Source organism: Pseudomonas sp. ArH3a (genome assembly GCF_022648765.1).
GTDB lineage: Bacteria > Pseudomonadota > Gammaproteobacteria > Pseudomonadales > Pseudomonadaceae > Aquipseudomonas.
Window position 1 is genome coordinate 320,052 of record NZ_CP080330.1, and the last position, 16,531, is coordinate 336,582.

General features: G+C 61.0%; 18 protein-coding genes. 10 read left to right on the forward strand and 8 right to left on the reverse strand.

The window, feature by feature from the left end; translation table 11 throughout:
• Positions 1 to 50 precede the first annotated feature (50 nt).
• The 3 genes from ctaD (at position 51) to K0P33_RS01490 (ending at position 3,238) form a co-directional block, all read left to right on the forward strand.
• Positions 51 to 1,637, forward strand: coding sequence for a cytochrome c oxidase subunit I (gene ctaD, locus K0P33_RS01480; RefSeq protein WP_094949688.1), 1,587 nt, complete (start codon positions 51 to 53; stop codon positions 1,635 to 1,637).
• A gap of 126 nt (positions 1,638 to 1,763) precedes the next feature.
• The gene (locus tag K0P33_RS01485) at positions 1,764 to 2,315 is read left to right on the forward strand and encodes a cytochrome c oxidase assembly protein (protein ID WP_094949687.1); all 552 of its coding nucleotides are present in this window, start codon (positions 1,764 to 1,766) and stop codon (positions 2,313 to 2,315) included.
• Between the two features lie 35 nt (positions 2,316 to 2,350).
• Positions 2,351 to 3,238 carry a cytochrome c oxidase subunit 3 gene (locus K0P33_RS01490; RefSeq protein ID WP_242153703.1) on the forward strand — a complete coding sequence of 296 codons (888 nt, stop codon included), beginning with the start codon at positions 2,351 to 2,353 and terminating at the stop codon, positions 3,236 to 3,238.
• Between the two features lie 6 nt (positions 3,239 to 3,244).
• Here the strand turns inward: K0P33_RS01490 and K0P33_RS01495 are convergent, their stop codons facing one another.
• The gene (locus K0P33_RS01495; RefSeq protein ID WP_016969525.1) at positions 3,245 to 3,448 is read right to left on the reverse strand and encodes a twin transmembrane helix small protein; all 204 of its coding nucleotides are present in this window, start codon (positions 3,446 to 3,448) and stop codon (positions 3,245 to 3,247) included.
• A 28-nt stretch (positions 3,449 to 3,476) separates the two neighbouring features.
• Here K0P33_RS01495 and K0P33_RS01500 point away from each other — a divergent pair, with 28 nt between their 5' ends.
• From K0P33_RS01500 to K0P33_RS01520, 5 genes are read left to right on the forward strand one after another with little or no spacing between them, the layout of a single operon-like run.
• Entirely contained in the window at positions 3,477 to 4,241 is a 765-nt protein-coding gene (locus K0P33_RS01500) for an SURF1 family protein (protein ID WP_242153705.1), read from the forward strand.
• Entirely contained in the window at positions 4,207 to 4,791 is a 585-nt protein-coding gene (locus tag K0P33_RS01505; protein WP_094949684.1) for a hypothetical protein, read from the forward strand. Before K0P33_RS01500 ends, K0P33_RS01505 begins: the two co-directional genes overlap by 35 nt.
• Positions 4,792 to 4,801: 10 nt before the next feature.
• A complete protein-coding gene (locus tag K0P33_RS01510) occupies positions 4,802 to 5,881 on the forward strand; it encodes a COX15/CtaA family protein (RefSeq protein ID WP_242153707.1) in 1,080 nt (359 codons plus the stop codon).
• Positions 5,869 to 6,768 carry a heme o synthase gene (cyoE, locus tag K0P33_RS01515; RefSeq protein WP_083355933.1) on the forward strand — a complete coding sequence of 300 codons (900 nt, stop codon included), beginning with the start codon at positions 5,869 to 5,871 and terminating at the stop codon, positions 6,766 to 6,768. The genes K0P33_RS01510 and cyoE overlap by 13 nt, the downstream gene beginning before the upstream one ends.
• The gene (locus tag K0P33_RS01520) at positions 6,765 to 7,400 is read left to right on the forward strand and encodes an SCO family protein (protein ID WP_094949682.1); all 636 of its coding nucleotides are present in this window, start codon (positions 6,765 to 6,767) and stop codon (positions 7,398 to 7,400) included. The genes cyoE and K0P33_RS01520 overlap by 4 nt, the downstream gene beginning before the upstream one ends.
• A gap of 259 nt (positions 7,401 to 7,659) precedes the next feature.
• Here K0P33_RS01520 and K0P33_RS01525 read toward each other — a convergent pair whose 3' ends face one another.
• The 3 genes from K0P33_RS01525 to K0P33_RS01535 are packed head-to-tail and all read right to left on the reverse strand — an operon-like array spanning position 7,660 to position 10,166.
• Positions 7,660 to 8,433 carry a MetQ/NlpA family ABC transporter substrate-binding protein gene (locus K0P33_RS01525; protein ID WP_094949681.1) on the reverse strand — a complete coding sequence of 258 codons (774 nt, stop codon included), beginning with the start codon at positions 8,431 to 8,433 and terminating at the stop codon, positions 7,660 to 7,662.
• A 51-nt stretch (positions 8,434 to 8,484) separates the two neighbouring features.
• A complete protein-coding gene (locus tag K0P33_RS01530; RefSeq protein WP_094949680.1) occupies positions 8,485 to 9,159 on the reverse strand; it encodes a methionine ABC transporter permease in 675 nt (224 codons plus the stop codon).
• On the reverse strand, positions 9,159 to 10,166 hold the full coding sequence (locus tag K0P33_RS01535) for a methionine ABC transporter ATP-binding protein (protein WP_242153709.1): 1,008 nt from the start codon (positions 10,164 to 10,166) through the stop codon (positions 9,159 to 9,161). Before K0P33_RS01535 ends, K0P33_RS01530 begins: the two co-directional genes overlap by 1 nt.
• 265 nt (positions 10,167 to 10,431) lie before the next feature.
• On the opposite strand from K0P33_RS01535, the gene katE reads away from it, so the two are divergent.
• Positions 10,432 to 12,573 carry a catalase HPII gene (gene katE / locus K0P33_RS01540; protein ID WP_094949678.1) on the forward strand — a complete coding sequence of 714 codons (2,142 nt, stop codon included), beginning with the start codon at positions 10,432 to 10,434 and terminating at the stop codon, positions 12,571 to 12,573.
• Between the two features lie 100 nt (positions 12,574 to 12,673).
• Here katE and K0P33_RS01545 read toward each other — a convergent pair whose 3' ends face one another.
• Genes K0P33_RS01545 through K0P33_RS01560 form a run of 4 tightly spaced genes read right to left on the reverse strand, consistent with a single transcriptional unit; the run spans position 12,674 to position 15,491 of the window.
• On the reverse strand, positions 12,674 to 13,393 hold the full coding sequence (locus tag K0P33_RS01545) for a PA5502 family lipoprotein (RefSeq protein ID WP_242153711.1): 720 nt from the start codon (positions 13,391 to 13,393) through the stop codon (positions 12,674 to 12,676).
• 37 nt (positions 13,394 to 13,430) lie between these two features.
• Positions 13,431 to 14,219 (reverse strand): zinc ABC transporter permease subunit ZnuB, encoded by a 789-nt coding sequence (gene znuB, locus K0P33_RS01550; protein ID WP_094949676.1) that lies wholly within the window; start codon positions 14,217 to 14,219, stop codon positions 13,431 to 13,433.
• On the reverse strand, positions 14,212 to 14,997 hold the full coding sequence (gene znuC / locus K0P33_RS01555; RefSeq protein WP_094949675.1) for a zinc ABC transporter ATP-binding protein ZnuC: 786 nt from the start codon (positions 14,995 to 14,997) through the stop codon (positions 14,212 to 14,214). Before znuC ends, znuB begins: the two co-directional genes overlap by 8 nt.
• Entirely contained in the window at positions 14,997 to 15,491 is a 495-nt protein-coding gene (locus K0P33_RS01560) for a Fur family transcriptional regulator (RefSeq protein WP_176462905.1), read from the reverse strand. Before K0P33_RS01560 ends, znuC begins: the two co-directional genes overlap by 1 nt.
• A 46-nt stretch (positions 15,492 to 15,537) precedes the next feature.
• Here K0P33_RS01560 and K0P33_RS01565 point away from each other — a divergent pair, with 46 nt between their 5' ends.
• A complete protein-coding gene (locus K0P33_RS01565) occupies positions 15,538 to 16,467 on the forward strand; it encodes a zinc ABC transporter substrate-binding protein ZnuA (RefSeq protein ID WP_094949673.1) in 930 nt (309 codons plus the stop codon).
• The last annotated feature ends 64 nt before the right edge of the window (positions 16,468 to 16,531 follow it).

Below are 16,531 nucleotides of genomic sequence, written 5' to 3' on the forward strand. Positions count from 1 at the left end.
ACTGCGTATGCCACGAAACGCCTCGCCCACTTGCCTGCAGGAGAACGGCCATGAGCACTGTGATCGATGACCATGGTCACACCGACCATGCCCACGGCCCCGCCAAAGGCCTGATGCGCTGGGTGCTGACCACCAACCACAAAGACATCGGCACGATGTACCTGTGGTTCGCCTTCACTATGTTCCTGCTCGGCGGCTCGTTCGCCATGGTGATCCGCGCCGAGCTGTTCCAGCCCGGCCTGCAGATCGTGCAGCCGGCGTTCTTCAATCAGATGACCACTATGCACGGCCTGATCATGGTGTTCGGTGCGGTGATGCCGGCCTTTGTCGGCCTGGCCAACTGGATGATCCCGCTGATGATCGGCGCGCCGGACATGGCCCTGCCGCGCATGAACAACTTCAGCTTCTGGCTGCTGCCGGCGGCGTTCCTGCTGCTGGTCTCCACCTTGTTCACCCCGGGCGGCGGGCCGAATTTCGGCTGGACCTTCTACGCCCCGCTCTCCACCACCTACGCGCCGGAAAGCGTGACGTTCTTTATCTTTGCCATCCACCTGATGGGCATCAGTTCGATCATGGGCGCGATCAACGTGGTCGCCACCATTCTCAACCTGCGCGCGCCGGGCATGACCCTGATGAAAATGCCGCTGTTCGTCTGGACCTGGCTGATCACCGCGTTCCTGCTGATCGCGGTGATGCCAGTGCTGGCCGGGTGCGTGACCATGATGCTGATGGACATCCACTTCGGCACCAGCTTCTTCAGTGCGGCCGGCGGCGGTGACCCGGTGCTGTTCCAGCACGTGTTCTGGTTCTTCGGCCACCCCGAGGTGTACATCATGATCCTGCCGGCCTTCGGCGCCGTCAGCTCGATCATCCCGACCTTTTCGCGCAAGCCACTGTTCGGCTACACCTCGATGGTCTACGCCACGGCGAGTATCGCGTTCCTGTCGTTCATCGTGTGGGCGCACCATATGTTCGTGGTCGGCATTCCCTTGGTGGGCGAGCTGTTTTTCATGTACGCCACGCTGCTGATCGCCGTGCCGACGGGCGTGAAGGTGTTCAACTGGGTGAGCACCATGTGGCAAGGCTCGCTGACCTTCGAGACGCCGATGCTGTTCGCCGTGGCCTTCGTGATCCTGTTCACCATCGGCGGCTTCTCCGGGCTGATGCTGGCGATTGCTCCGGCGGACTTCCAGTACCACGACACCTACTTTGTGGTGGCGCATTTCCATTACGTACTGGTGCCCGGGGCGATCTTTGGCATCTTCGCCTCGGCCTACTACTGGCTGCCGAAATGGACCGGCCACATGTACGACGAAACCCTGGGCAAGCTGCACTTTTGGCTGTCCTTCGTGGGCATGAACATGGCGTTCTTCCCGATGCACTTTGTGGGGCTGGCCGGCATGCCGCGCCGGGTGCCGGACTACAACCTGCAGTTCGCCGACTTCAACATGGTTTCCTCGATTGGCGCATTCATGTTTGGCGCCACGCAAATCTTCTTCCTGTTCATCGTCATCAAATGCATCCGCGGCGGCCCGCCAGCCCCGGCCAAACCGTGGGATGGCGCCGAAGGTTTGGAATGGAGCATTCCCTCGCCTGCGCCGTACCACACGTTCACCACGCCGCCGGAGGTCAAGTGAACACTCTGGCCCAGGCTACCTCGCTCTCCTGTGGGAGCTGGCTTGCCTGCGATAGCGGTGTGAACTGCCAAACCCTCATCGCAGGCAAGCCAGCGCCCACAGAAAGTCAAAAGCGGGGTGGCTGCCATGCTTGAGTCCGTGCCCATCAAGCGCCTGGTCACCCGCCTGCTGATCCTGGTGGTGGCGATGTTCGCCTTCGGTTTCGCCTTGGTGCCGATCTACGACGTGATGTGCAAGGCGTTCGGCATCAACGGCAAAACCGCCGGGCAGTACGAGGGCGAGCAGATGGTCGACCCTACGCGCCAGGTGCGCGTGCAGTTCCTGTCGACCAATGCCATCGACATGGTCTGGGAGTTTCATTCCAAGGCTGACGAGGTAGTGGTCAACCCCGGCGCAGTCACCGAGATGCTGTTCGTCGCCTACAACCCCACCGACAAGGCCATGACGGCACAGGCGGTGCCGAGCATTTCCCCGGCCGAAGCGGCGATGTATTTCCACAAGACCGAGTGCTTTTGCTTCACCCAGCAAGTGCTGCAGCCAGGTCAGCGCATCGAAATGCCGGTGCGTTTCATTGTCGACCGTGACATGCCCAAGGATGTGAAGCATTTGACCCTGGCGTACACCCTGTTTGATATCACTGCGCGCCAACCGCCGGTGGCTGTCCACACCGGCGGCTAGCTACTGTTTGCCCCCTCAATCAGGAGAGCGAATACATGTCGTCTCATGATACGTACTACGTACCAGTACAAAGCAAATGGCCAATAATTGCTACGTTTGGCATGTTGATCACCGTGTACGGCCTGGCCGTGTGGTTCAACGACCTGAAGGCGGCGCGCCCGGAATCCCACGGCCCGTGGATCTTTTTCGTCGGTGGCCTGCTATTGGCCTACATGCTGTTCGGCTGGTTTGGCGCGGTGATCAAGGAAAGCCGTGCCGGTTTGTACAGCCCGCAGATGGACCGCTCGTTTCGCTGGGGCATGACCTGGTTCATCTTTTCCGAGGTGATGTTCTTTATCGCCTTCTTCGGCGCGTTGTTTTATGTGCGGCACCTGTCGGCGCCGTGGTTGGCGGGTGAAGGCTCCAAAGGCGTCGCGCATATGCTGTGGCCGAACTTCGAGTTCGCCTGGCCGCTGCTCAACAACCCGGACCCCAAACTGTACCCAGCGCCGGAGGGCACTATCAGCCCGTGGGGCCTGCCGCTGGTCAATACCATCCTGCTGGTGAGTTCCAGTGTGACCATCACCATCGCCCACCATGCCTTGCGCAAAGGCCATCGCGGCGCGCTGAAAATCTGGCTGGCGATCACAGTGCTGCTGGGGCTGGCGTTTCTCGGGTTCCAGGCTGAGGAATATATCCACGCCTATAAAGAACTGGGCCTGACCCTCGGCTCGGGCGTGTACGGCGCGACCTTCTTCATGCTCACCGGCTTTCACGGCGCCCACGTGACCATCGGCACCATCATTCTGTTTGTGATGCTGATGCGCATCCTGCGCGGGCACTTCAATGCCGAGCACCAGTTTGGCTTCGAAGCGGCCAGTTGGTATTGGCACTTTGTGGATGTGGTGTGGATCGGCCTGTTTTTCTTCGTTTATGTGCTGTGAGGCGCCTTACCACGGCGCATGAGACACCAACTGGCCGCTGAAAAAGCCCCAGGCGATCAAGCCTACGGTGATCGCGGCCAGTACGACACGCACGGTCAAGGCGGTGACGAGGCGGTTGGAGTTGCCCTCGTCCTTGACCAGAAAAAACAAGCCACTGAACAGGCTCACGACAGTCGCGATCAGCATCAGGGCAATAGCTGCTTTGAGCATGGTCAGGTTCCATTCGGATGGGCGGGCAATGAAAACCAGTATAGCCAGCGCCATAAAAGACTTTCGCCCAGGGCTCGCACCCACGTTGGTGGTGCTGGTGCTGCTGCCGTTGATGGTGGGCCTGGGGTTCTGGCAATTGGCGCGCGGCCATGAAAAACAGCTGCTGGTGGACAGCTATGCCAAGCGGCGCGTGGCCGAGCCCATCGACAGTGTGCAACTCAATGACAGGGCAGACCCGGCCTTTCGCCGCGTACGCCTGCGTGGCCAGTTCGACGCCGAGCACAGCGTGTTGCTCGACAACCGCATGCGCGATGGCAAGGCCGGTGTCGAGCTGCTGCAACCCTTTCACGACCAGGCCAGCGGCGTGTGGCTGTTGCTCAATCGCGGCTGGTTGCCGTGGCCGGACCGACGCACGCCACCGGTCTTCAGCACACCCGAGCAACCGTTGAATCTTGACGCCTGGGTGTACGTCGCCCCCGGCGAAACCTTCCAGTTGCACGCCGACCCCGCGACCACGCAATGGCCGCGCCTGCTTACCGCGCTTCACCCCACCGCCCTCTGGGCTGAATTGGGCCGTAGCGGCTTTGCCTACGAGCTACGCGCGGAACCCGGCCCCGGTACGTACGACACCACCTGGCCGGTGGTCGCCATGGGCCCGGAAAAACACGTGGGCTACGCCGTGCAGTGGTTCGCCATGGCGCTGGCGTTGCTGGCGCTTTACCTCTACCTCGGCTGGCACAACAAAAAGGAGAAGTCCCATGGGAGCGGCCATGAATCCACCCAGCGCATCTGAGGCGCCCGACCGGCGCAAAGGCCGCTGGCAGCTGATTTTGATTTTGATGATGGTGATCGGCCCGATGGCGCTGGCTACCTTTATGTACAAACTGCAGTTCTGGGTGCCGGACAACCGCAGCTACCATGGCGAACTGATCGGCAATGGCCAGACCCGCGCCGACATCGGCGTGCAGGCCGATGAGGATCGCTGGCAGTTGCTGGTCACCGCGCCCGCTGCCTGCGCCGCCGACTGCCAGCAACTGGTGTACCTGGCGCGCCAGCTGCAAATCAGCCTGGGCCGCGATGCGTCCCGCGCCAGCCATGCCTTGGCCAGTGCGCAGCCGGTGAGCAGCGATTACGAGGCCAAGCTCAAAGCCGAATACCCGCAACTGCAACGCTACCCGCTGGACCTGTCGACCTTCAGTAAAGACGCCGCCGCACCTGGCGATGCGCAACTGTGGATCGTCGACCCGCACGGCAACCTGGTGTTGCGCTACGACGCCAAGGTCAAGGGCAAGGACTTGCTCAACGACCTGCGCCTGCTGCTGAAACTGTCGAACATCGGATAAGGGCATCGTCATGGCCAAACCTGGATTTCGCCTCGCGTTGTTTGCCACCTTGCTGGCGCTGATCGTCGTGCTGCTCGGTGCCTATACCCGCCTGACCCACGCGGGCCTCGGTTGCCCAGACTGGCCGGGCTGCTACGGCTTTATCAGCGTGCCGCAAAGCGAAGCCCAACTGGCGCATGCCGAGCTGCATTTCCCCGATGCGCCAGTGGAGGCTGACAAGGGTTGGGCGGAGATGACCCATCGCTATTTTGCCGGCACCTTGGGTGTGCTGATCGTGCTGCTGGCGGCGCGTTCGTGGAGCCATCGGCGTGATCCGGGCCAGCCGGTGAAGTTGCCATTGTTCCTGTTGGCGGTAGTGTTTGCCCAGGCAGCGTTCGGCATGTGGACGGTGACCTTGAAGCTGTGGCCGCAAGTGGTGACGGGCCATCTGCTCGGCGGTTTTGCCACCGTGAGCTTGTTGTTTCTGCTGACCCTTCGGCTGTCCGGCGTGCTGCCTGCGTTGATCGTGCCCAAACGCCTACAATATTGGGCAACCGCCGGGTTGGTGTTGGTGATCGGCCAGATCGCGCTGGGCGGCTGGGTCAGTTCCAACTATGCAGCGGTGGCCTGTATCGATTTGCCCACGTGCCATGGCGAGTGGTGGCCTGCGGCGGACTTTGCTAATGGCTTCCACCTCACCCAACACATCGGCCCCAATTACCTCGGCGGGCAGCTCGACAGTGAAGCGCGCACGGCCATTCACCTGACCCACCGGATCGGCGCGGTGCTGGTCACGCTGGTGCTGTTGGGCTTGGCCTGGCAGTTGCGCGCCGTGGGCATGACCCGGCTCGCGGGCTTGCTGCTGATCGCGCTGACGGCACAACTCTGTCTGGGTTTGAGCAACGTCTACTTTCACCTGCCGCTGCCGGTTGCAGTCGGCCATAACGCCGGCGGTGCGGCGTTGTTGCTGACGCTGGTGCTGGTCAATTACCACGCGCGCACCAGCCTGGTCCGGGTGCGCCATCAGTTGCCGTTCGGCTGGCGCTTCATTCCACGCAAACACGTTTCGGGCCTCATCACCCTTAAAGGAGAGATGCCATGGCGACCTTGATCGGCGCGCGTCACGATCAGGCGATCTGGCGGGACTATTTGGAGCTGACCAAGCCGAAAGTGGTGGTGCTGATGCTCATCACATCGCTGGTGGGCATGTTCCTCGCGACCCGCGCCGGTGTGCCGTGGGCGGTGCTGATTTTCGGCAACTTGGGCATTGCCCTGTGTGCCGGTGGCGCGGCGGCGGTCAACCATGTGGTGGATCGGCGCATTGATGCAGTCATGGCGCGCACGCATAAACGGCCAATGGCAGAAGGGCGCGTGTCGCCAGTGGCCGCCCTGGCCTTTGCTTTGTTTCTGGCTGTTGCAGGTTTGGCCCTGCTGCTGGCGTTTACCAACCCCTTGGCGGCGTGGCTGACGCTGGCCTCGCTGCTCGGTTATGCGGTGATCTACACCGGGTTTCTCAAGCGCGCGACGCCGCAAAATATTGTCATCGGCGGCCTCGCTGGCGCCGCGCCGCCGCTGCTGGGCTGGGTTGCGGTTACCGGGCATGTCAGCGCCGAGCCGCTGCTGCTGGTGTTGATCATCTTCGCCTGGACCCCGCCACACTTCTGGGCCCTGGCCATTCACCGCAAGGAGGAATACGCCAAGGCCGACATCCCCATGCTGCCGGTCACCCACGGCGAGCATTACACCAAGGTGCATATCCTGCTCTACACCTTCGCCCTGTTGGCGGTAAGCCTGTTGCCGTATGTGATCCACATGAGCGGCCTGCTGTACCTGGCGTGCGCGTTAGTATTGGGCGGGCGCTTTCTGCAATGGGCCTGGGTGCTGTACCGTGGCAGCAAGCCGCACGCGGCGATCAACACGTTCAAGTACTCTATCTGGTACCTGTTCCTGCTGTTTATCGCGCTGCTCGTAGACCACTACTTACTGTTGAACCTATGACTCGAACTCAAAAAACCGTCTTTATCCTGGTGGCCATCGTCGCGTTGATCATGGGCCTGACCGTTAACAAAGTGCTCAGCGGCAAGGGCCAGGGTGACCCCACCGCGCTGATCGACGCCGGCATCATCCTGCTGCCGCAAAGCCGCCAGTTGCCGCCAGTGACCATGACAAACCAGAACGGCCAGCCGGTGGTGGTCAATGAGTTGAAAGGCAAATGGAGCCTGCTGTTCTTCGGCTACACCTTCTGCCCCGACATCTGCCCGACCACCCTCGCTCAACTGCGTCAGATCAAGAGCGAACTGCCCAAAGAGGCTGTGGATAAGTTGCAGGTGATCCTGGTCAGCGTTGACCCAAACCGCGATACCCCGGCTCAGCTCAAGCAGTACCTGGGCTACTTCGACCCGCAGTTCGAAGGCCTGACCGGCGCGAATGTGGACGATGTGCAGAAGGTTTCGAATGCGGTGAGCATTCCGTTCATTCCGGCGGATACCAGCAAGCCCAACTACACCGTCGACCACAGCGGCAACCTGGCGCTGATCGGGCCGGATGGTACGCAGCGCGGGTTTATTCGTGCGCCGTTGAACAATCAAAAGCTGGTGGCGCAGTTGCCAGGGTTGTTGCAGCGTAAGTAAGCACGTAGGCGCTGATCGTTCCCACGCTCCGCGTGGGAATGCCTCTGGTGACGCTCCGCGTCACGACCTGAAGAGCGGACGCAGAGCGCCCTGGGTTGCAAGCGTGGGAACGATCGGAGCAACACAAAACAAATGTGGGAGCTGGCTTGCCTGCGATAGCGGTGGGCCAGTCACCATCTTCGGTGACTGACACTCTGCTATCGCGGGCAAGCCAGCTCCCACATTTTTTGATCTTCAGTGTTTTGGAGATCGGGTCAGATCAGAACGCCGGCAGAATCGCGCCTTTGTACTTCTCAAGAATGAACGCTTTGACTTCAGGCGAGTGCAGGGCTGCTACCAGCTTCTTCACGGCGTCCGAGTCTTTGTTGTCGTCGCGGGTCACCAGGATGTTGACGTAAGGCGAGTCGTTGCCTTCGATCACCAGGGCGTCCTTGGACGGGTCTAGTTTGGCTTCCAGCGCGTAGTTGGTGTTGATCAGCGCCAGGTCGACCTGGGTCAGCACGCGCGGCAGGGTGGCGGCTTCCAGTTCGCGGAATTTCAGCTTTTTCGGGTTACCGGAGATGTCCTTGATGGTCGACAGGATGTCTGTCGGGTCCTTCAGGGTGATCAGGTTGTGCTTGGCCAGCAGCAGCAATGCGCGGCCGCCGTTGGTGGCGTCGTTCGGGATCACGACGTTAGCGCCGTCAGGCAGGTCTTCCAGCTTTTTGTACTTGCTGGAGTAGGCGCCCAGTGGCTCCAGATGCACAGCGGCGACGCTCACCAGGTGAGTGCCTTTGGTTTTGTTGAACTCATTCAGGTACGGCTGGTGCTGGAAGAAGTTAGCGTCCAGGCGCTTTTCAGCCACCTGGACGTTTGGCTGCACGTAGTCGGTGAAAACTTTGACCTGCAAATCCACGCCTTCTTTAGCGAGTGCAGGTTTCACGAATTCGAGGATTTGCGCGTGAGGCACAGGCGATGCGGCGACTGTAATAGTCTCGGCAGCGTGGGCGGAAAACGCGGCAACGGCGGCGAAAGCAACCAGTAGTTTTTTCATCCAACAAGCTCCTTGTTCGGGCATGTGCCGGCGGGGGCCGGGCAATGGCCGTTATTTTCGAGAATAGTGTGTCACCAGCTTGTCGCCGATGGTTTGCAGAATTTGTACCAGCACAATCAACATGACGACGGTGACGACCATGACATCGTCCTGGAAACGCTGGTAGCCATAACGGATTGCCAGGTCACCCAACCCACCGGCACCCACCACGCCCGCCATGGCGGTGTAGCCCACCAGGGCAATTGCGGTGACGGTGATTGCAGCAATGATGCCGGGCTTTGCCTCCGGCAGCAGTGCCTTGACGATGATCTGCCGCGTGGTGGCGCCCATGGCCTGGGTCGCTTCGATGATGCCGCGATCCACCTCGCGCAAGGCGGTTTCGACCAGCCGCGCGAAGAACGTCGAAGCGCCTACCACCAACGGTGGAATCGCGCCGGCCACGCCAAGCGAAGTGCCCGTGATAAAGATCGTAGTAGGGATCATCACAATCAGCAGAATGATAAACGGCAGAGAGCGTATAGCGTTGACGATGAAGGCCAGCACGCCATAAGTGGCTTTCTGCTCGAGCAACTGACGTGGGCTGAACAGGAACAGCAGAATGCCCAGCGGCAGGCCCACCAGTACGGTGAAAAACAGCGAAGTGCTGAGCATCAGCATGGTGTCGCCCGTGGCAACCCAGATATCAGCCCAGTCAACTTTGTCGAAGTAATGCAGTAACACGTCCATTAACGCAGGACCTCCATGTGCACATCGGCCGCAGTGAAGCGGGCGAACGCCGCTTCCATGTCACCACCGGTGATGGCCAGGGTCATTTGCCCGTAGGGGGTGTCTTTGATGTGGTCGATGCGACCGGCAAGGATGCTGTAGTCCACCCCCGTTTCGCGGGCGACGGTGCCCAGCAGCGGCGCGTAAGTCGATTCGCCCTGGAACGTCAGGCGTACGATGCGCCCCGGCACATGGGCGAACACGTCATGCTGCTCGCCTTCGTCGACCTGCTCGGCTTCTTGCACAAAGCGCTTGGTGGTCGGGTGCTTGGGGTGCAGGAACACATCGGTCACCGAGCCTTGCTCGACGATCACGCCGTCATCCATCACGGCCACCTGATCGCACACGCGGCGGATCACGTCCATTTCATGGGTGATCAGCACGATGGTCAGCTTCAGCTCGCGGTTGATCTCGGCCAGCAGTTTCAGCACCGAGGCGGTGGTCTGCGGGTCGAGGGCGCTGGTGGCTTCGTCGCACAGCAAGATTTTTGGCTTGGTCGCCAGGGCGCGGGCGATGCCGACGCGTTGCTTCTGGCCACCGGACAACTGCGCCGGGTACTTCTTGGCGTGGTCCGACAGGCCGACGCGGGCGAGCAACTCAGCCACGCGCAGGTCGATTTCTTTGCGCGACAGCTCACCGGCCAGGGTCAGCGGCAGCGCCACGTTGTCGGCAACGGTCTTGGAGGCGAGCAGGTTGAAGTGCTGGAAGATCATCCCGACTTGCTGGCGGAAGCGGCGCAGGCCGTTGGCGTCCAGCGCGGTGACTTCTTCACCGTCAACGTGGATCTGCCCACCGCTGGGTTGCTCCAGGCGGTTGATCAGGCGCAGCAGGGTGCTTTTACCCGCACCGGAGTGGCCAATGAGGCCGAACACCTGGCCGTTTTCGACGCGCAGGCTGGTGGGGTGCAGGGCGGGGATTTCCTTACCGGCGACGCGGTAGGTTTTATGGACGTTATGAAACTCGATCACGTAGCGAACCTTGTGGGGCGCATGGAAAAGGGATCAGCTGTTAGCCGGGCGCGCATTTTAGCCTGTCCGTATAGTGTTTCTTAGCATTTATTTCGCATTCAACCAGCGATTTGGCAATAACGCGATCAAAGGTCATAAAAAAGGAACGGTGCAAAACCGTGTCAGTCACTACTTAAGCAACTCAATTTCCCAGGTGCCGTGCCTGGGTGTTTGCTCAAACGAGCCGGGGACCGCTCTGGCCACTTTGAATAAGGAGTTTTGACTGATGAGTACCAAGAAGCCAGCTACCCCGCCGAAGAGTGAGCTTGCGGGCACCGACACCCTGGACCGTGGCAACACCAACGCCAAGCTGCAGGCCTTGGAGGAATTCCGTTCCGACGCGACCGGCCAGGCGCTGCGCACCAACCAAGGCGTAAAGATTTCCGATAACCAGAACACCCTCAAAGTTGGCGCCCGTGGCCCGTCGCTGCTGGAAGACTTCATCATGCGTGAAAAGATCACGCACTTTGACCACGAGCGCATCCCGGAGCGCATCGTGCATGCCCGCGGTACGGGCGCCCATGGTTACTTCCAGACCTATGAGAACCATTCGGCGCTGAGCAAGGCCGGTTTCCTGCGTAACCCTGAGCATAAAACCCCGGTGTTCGTGCGCTTCTCCACCGTACAGGGCCCGCGTGGTTCGGGCGATACGGTGCGTGACGTGCGCGGCTTTGCCGTGAAGTTCTTCACCGACGAAGGCAACTTCGACCTGGTGGGCAACAACATGCCGGTGTTTTTCATTCAGGACGCGATCAAGTTTCCCGACTTCGTGCACGCAGTAAAACCTGAGCCCCACAACGAGATTCCTACCGGCGGCTCGGCCCATGACACGTTCTGGGATTTTGTCTCGCTGCAGCCGGAATCGGCGCACATGGTGCTGTGGGCCATGTCCGACCGTGCCATCCCCAAAAGCCTGCGCACCATGCAGGGCTTTGGTATTCACACGTTCCGCTTGATCAATACCGAAGGAAAGTCGAGCTTCGTGAAGTTCCACTGGCATCCCAAAGTCGGCACCTGCTCGCTGGTGTGGGACGAAGCGCAAAAGCTTGCCGGTAAAGACACCGATCACCACCGTCGCGACTTGTGGGAAGCGATTGAGGGCGGCGACTACCCTGAGTGGGAGTTGGGCGTACAAATCGTTGCGGAAGAGGACGAACACAAGTTCGACTTCGACCTGCTCGACCCGACCAAGATCATCCCCGAAGAGCTGGTGCCGATTACGCCGCTGGGCAAGATGGTGCTGAACCGTAACCCGGACAACTTCTTCGCCGAAGTCGAACAGGTCGCCTTCTGCCCAGGCCACATCGTGCCGGGTATCGACTTCACTAACGACCCGCTGCTGCAAGGCCGTCTGTTTTCCTACACGGACACACAGATCAGCCGTCTCGGTGGCCCGAACTTTCATGAGCTGCCGATTAACCGGCCGGTGACGCCGTTCCATAACGGCCAGCGCGACGCCCAGCATCGCACCGTGATCGACAAAGGCCGTGCGGCCTATGAGCCGAACTCGATTGATGGCGGCTGGCCGAAAGAAACCCCACCGGCTGCGCAGGATGGCGGTTTCGAGACCTATTACGAGCGCGTCGACGCCAACAAGGTGCGTGAGCGCAGTGAGTCGTTTGGCGACCACTTCTCGCAAGCCACGTTGTTTTTCCACAGCATGAGCCACCACGAGAAAGAGCACATCATTGCGGCCTACAGCTTCGAGTTGGGCAAGGTGGAGCGCGAGTTTATCCGTGCCCGTCAGGTCAATGAGATTTTGGCCAATATCGACCTGGAACTGGCCAAGCGCGTTGCGCAGAATCTCGGCTTACCGGCGCCGACCAAAGGCACTGTGGCGCCGCGTAAGTCCTCGCTGAAAGAGTCGCCGGCATTGAGCCAGGTGAACCTGCTCTCGGGCGATATCAAGACGCGCAAAGTCGCGATCCTGGCGGCTAACGGTGTAGAGGGTGCAGCGATTGCCGCGCTGAAGAAGGCGCTGGAGGCTGAGGGCGCACACGCCAAACTGCTGGGGCCGACGTCGGCACCGGTGACCACCGCCGATGGCAAGAGCCTGAAGGTGGATGCGTCAATGGAAGGTATGCCGTCGATTGCGTTTGACGCGGTGTTTGTACCGGGTGGCGCCAAGTCGGTGCAGGCATTGAGTGGCGATGGCGTGGCGTTGCACTTCCTGTTGGAGGCGTACAAGCATTTGAAGGCGATTACGGTTGCCAGTGATGCCAAACCGTTGTTGGATCTGCTGAAGCTGGAAGTGGATGCGGGGTTGATCGTTGGGTCGGATGCCAAAGCATTTAAGGCGTTTTTCGCCGCGATTGCACAGCATCGGGTTTGGGATCGTGAGCCTAAGGCTAAGGCGATTCCGGCTTAAGTTATTGGTTGACCGTTAGACCGCTATCGCGGGCAAGCCCGCTCCCACATTTTGAATTGTGAATACATTCAAGTGTGGGAGCGGGCTTGCCCGCGATGCTTTATTCCGCCTTGCGCGGCGTCAGCACAATCTGCGCCGGGATGTGTTTCACAACCTGCCGGTGAATTTTCAGGTCATATCCCGAATCAATTCGCTTCACCCGTTTGCTCAGCAACGTGGCCAGCCATGGGTAATCCTGGGTGCGCGGCGCCTGGATGGTCACGTCGCATTGGTAATTCACCACATCGGTGGCGATCGCATCCAATTGATGGCGAAGTTCTTCGATATCGGTGAGGTTCAGCGCAACCGTGGTGCTTTCAGCGGCCGGGTCGATGACCTTGGCTTGTGGTTTGGCTTCGGCAGCTTTTAAGGCAGCTTCGGCTTTATCCAGCTCGGCTTTGCGGGCGTGGCTGATGGCGCTGTTTACGCCGCCGGTCAGCGCCGGGGCCTTGGGCATCAGTGCACGGGCACGGCTCAGGGCAGTGGCGGCGGCGTTGACGTCACCTTTTTGCAGCACGATCTGGCTGCGCTGCAGGTAGGCTTCGGCCAATTGGCGCTGGTAAGCTTCCAGAGCCGGATCGTTGGGCGACTGGGCCTGCAAAGCGGCCAGCTCATCCTCGGCAGTGGCTAGCTCACTGCTGGCCAGGTTTTGCGCCAGCTGCGCGATGGCCGCAGCGCGTGCGTCCGGTGCCTCTGGGGCAGCGGGCGGTGTGCTTTGACAGGCGCCCAGCAGCAGGGAAAATGCGGCAAGGAGCAGATAACGGGCGTTGAACAGCTTCATTCCTGCGACTCTCTATTTGCGCAAAAAGCGAGCAAGTCTACACCCCTCGACGGGGCAGGACAAAACTCAGCAGAAAGAGGGCGGCCGCCGTGACGACAATCGACGGACCGGCTGGCGTGTCCTTGAACCACGACAGCGCCAGGCCCCCGCACACTGCTAGCATGCCCAACAGGCTGGCGCCGATCGCCATTTGCTCCGGTGACCGGGCGTGGCGCTGGGCGGCGGCTGCGGGAATGATCAGCAGCGAAGTAATCAACAATACGCCGACAATCTTCATCGCGACAGCAATCACCACCGCGATCAATAACATCAGGGTCATGCGCAGGGCCGGCACGGGCAAACCTTCCACCGTGGCCAGCTCTTCATGCACGGTGATCGCCAGCAATGGGCGCCACAGGGCCACCAGCAAGAGCAGCACCGCGGCGCTGCCGCCGAGGATCCAGGCCAGGTCGGTGGGGCTGATCGCCAGCAAGTCACCGAACAGGTAAGCCATCAGGTCGATGCGCACCTCATGCATGAAGCTCAGTACCACCAGGCCCAGGGACAGGGTGCTCGGCGCCAGGATGCCCAGCAGCGTGTCGGAGGCCAGCGGCTGGCGCTGTTGCAGGGTCACCAGCAGTACCGCCAGCAGCAGGCAGCCGACGGTGACGGCGATGGTGGGGCTCACATCCAGCAAAAAGCCCATGGCCACGCCCAACAGCGCGGCGTGCGACAACGTGTCGCCGAAGTAAGCCATGCGCCGCCAGACCACGAACGAGCCCAATGGGCCCGCCACCAGTGCCAAAGCCAAGCCTGCCAGCAGGGCGTAGAGCAGAAAATCAGCCATGCTTGCAGCTATCTCCATGGACGTGGGTATGGGGTGTGGCGGGATCGTCGACTACAGCGCCATGCAAATCATGAGCGTGGTCGTGATGGTGGTGGTAAATCGCCAGGCTCTGGGCGTTTTTGCCGAACAGTTCGACAAACGCCGGGTCGCTACTGACCTGCTCCGGGTGGCCGGAGCAGCATACGTGACGGTTGAGGCACACCACTTGGTCGGTGGTGCTCATCACTAAGTGCAGGTCGTGGGAGACCATCAGCACGCCGCAGCCATGGCGGTCGCGCAGGCGGGTGATCAGGCTGTACAGCTCGGCCTGGCCGGCGACGTCGACGCCTTGCACGGGCTCATCAAGCACCAGCAACTCGGGCTCGCGCAATAAGGCGCGGGCCAGCAGCACGCGCTGCATTTCGCCGCCGGAGATGCTTTGCACCGGGCTGTCGATCACCTGTTCGGCACCGACTTCCTTGAGCGCACCCTGCGCGCGGGCGCGGTCTACACCGGGTACCAGGCGCAAAAAACGCAGCACGGACAGCGGCAATGTCGGGTCGACGTGCAGTTTTTGCGGCATGTAGCCCACGCGCAGCTTCGGCTTGCGCCACACGCTGCCGGTGTCAGGCTTGAGCAGGCCGAGCACGGCACGCACCAGGGTGGTCTTGCCGGCGCCGTTGGGGCCGATCAGGGTGACGATCTGCCCGGGCTCCACGCTGAGCGCGATGTTATCCAGCACGTTTTGCCCGGCGAACGTGACCCCAACCTGTTCCAGGCGGATTAACGCGTTGCTCATCAAGCCCCCTGGCAACCCGAGCAGAGCCCGACCACTTCGACCGTTTGCCCTTCGACCCTGAAGCCGACCTCGGCCGAGCTCTTGATAATGGCGTCGCTGATGCTTTTTTGTTCAAGCTCAATGGCGGCGTGGCACTCGCGGCAAATCAGGAACTGGCCTTGGTGCGCGTGTTCCGGGTGGTTGCAGCCGACGAAGGCGTTGAGCGAGGCAATGCGGTGCACTAGGCCGTTTTCCAGCAGGAAATCCAGCGCGCGGTACACCGTTGGCGGCGCGGCGCGGCGGCCGTCCTGCTCGCTGAGCACGCCCAGAATGTCATAGGCGCCCAGCGGCTTGTGGCTTTGCCACACCAGTTCCAGCACCCGACGACGCAACGCGGTCAGGCGAAGGCCCTTTTGTGCGCACAGGGTATCGGCCTCCGACAGCGCGGTGTGCACGCAGTGAGAGTGGTCGTGGGGACGGCTGGCAAGCGGTGTTTTAGGCATGAGCGGCGACAGACATTTGATAGAGACGTTATTATGTTACCCGTTCCTACGTCATTGAGTGGTCATCGTGTCCCGACTTTTTCCTGTTTTTGTCGTATTTGTCACCAGTTTGTTCGTCGCCGGGGCGGCGCAAGCCGAGGTCAAGGTGCTGACCAGTATCAAGCCGTTGCAGTTGATCGCCGCGGCGGTGCAGGACGGCGTGGCCGTTCCAGAAGTTTTGCTGCCGCCCGGCGCGTCACCGCATAACTATGCCTTGCGCCCATCCGACGTACGGCGCGTGCAGTCGGTGGACCTGTTGTATTGGATCGGCCCGGACATGGAGAGCTTCCTGCCGCGCGTGCTCAAGGGGCGTAGTCTGCCCACCGTGGCGGTACAGGACCTTGCGGGAATGAAACTGCGTCGTTTCGGTGAAGATAGCCACTCGCATGCCGACGATGCCGACGAACACGACCACGATCACCGCCCAGGCAGCCTGGATGCGCACTTGTGGCTGTCGACGGTTAACGCGCGTGTGATTGCTGCACGCATGGCGGCTGACCTCAGCACTGCCGACCCGGCCAATGCTGCGCGGTATCAGCGCAATGTGAAGGCGTTCGATGAGCGTCTGGATGCGTTGGACGCGCGCTTGAAAGCGCGTTTGGCGAGCGTGGGCAACAAGCCTTACTTCGTGTTCCACGAAGCCTTCGATTACTTCGAGGACGCTTACGGGCTCAAGCATACCGGCGTGTTCAGCGTTGCCGCCGAAGTGCAGCCAGGCGCCCAGCATGTAGCGGCGATGCGTACGCGGTTGCAGGAAGTCGGTAAGACCTGTGTGTTCAGCGAGCCGCCGTTGCGCCCGCGTTTGGCTGAGACACTGGTGGCTGGTTTGCCGGTGAAGTTGGCGGAGTTGGATGCGTTGGGTGGTTACACGCCAGCGACGGCTCAGGGTTATGAGCAGGTGCTAGAGAAGTTGGGGAATGATCTGGCTGGGTGCCTGGACTCGCTCTAACCATTGCCGCATAACCAATGTGGAAGCTGGCTTGCCCGCGATGGCGGCGTGTCAGTCGACACCG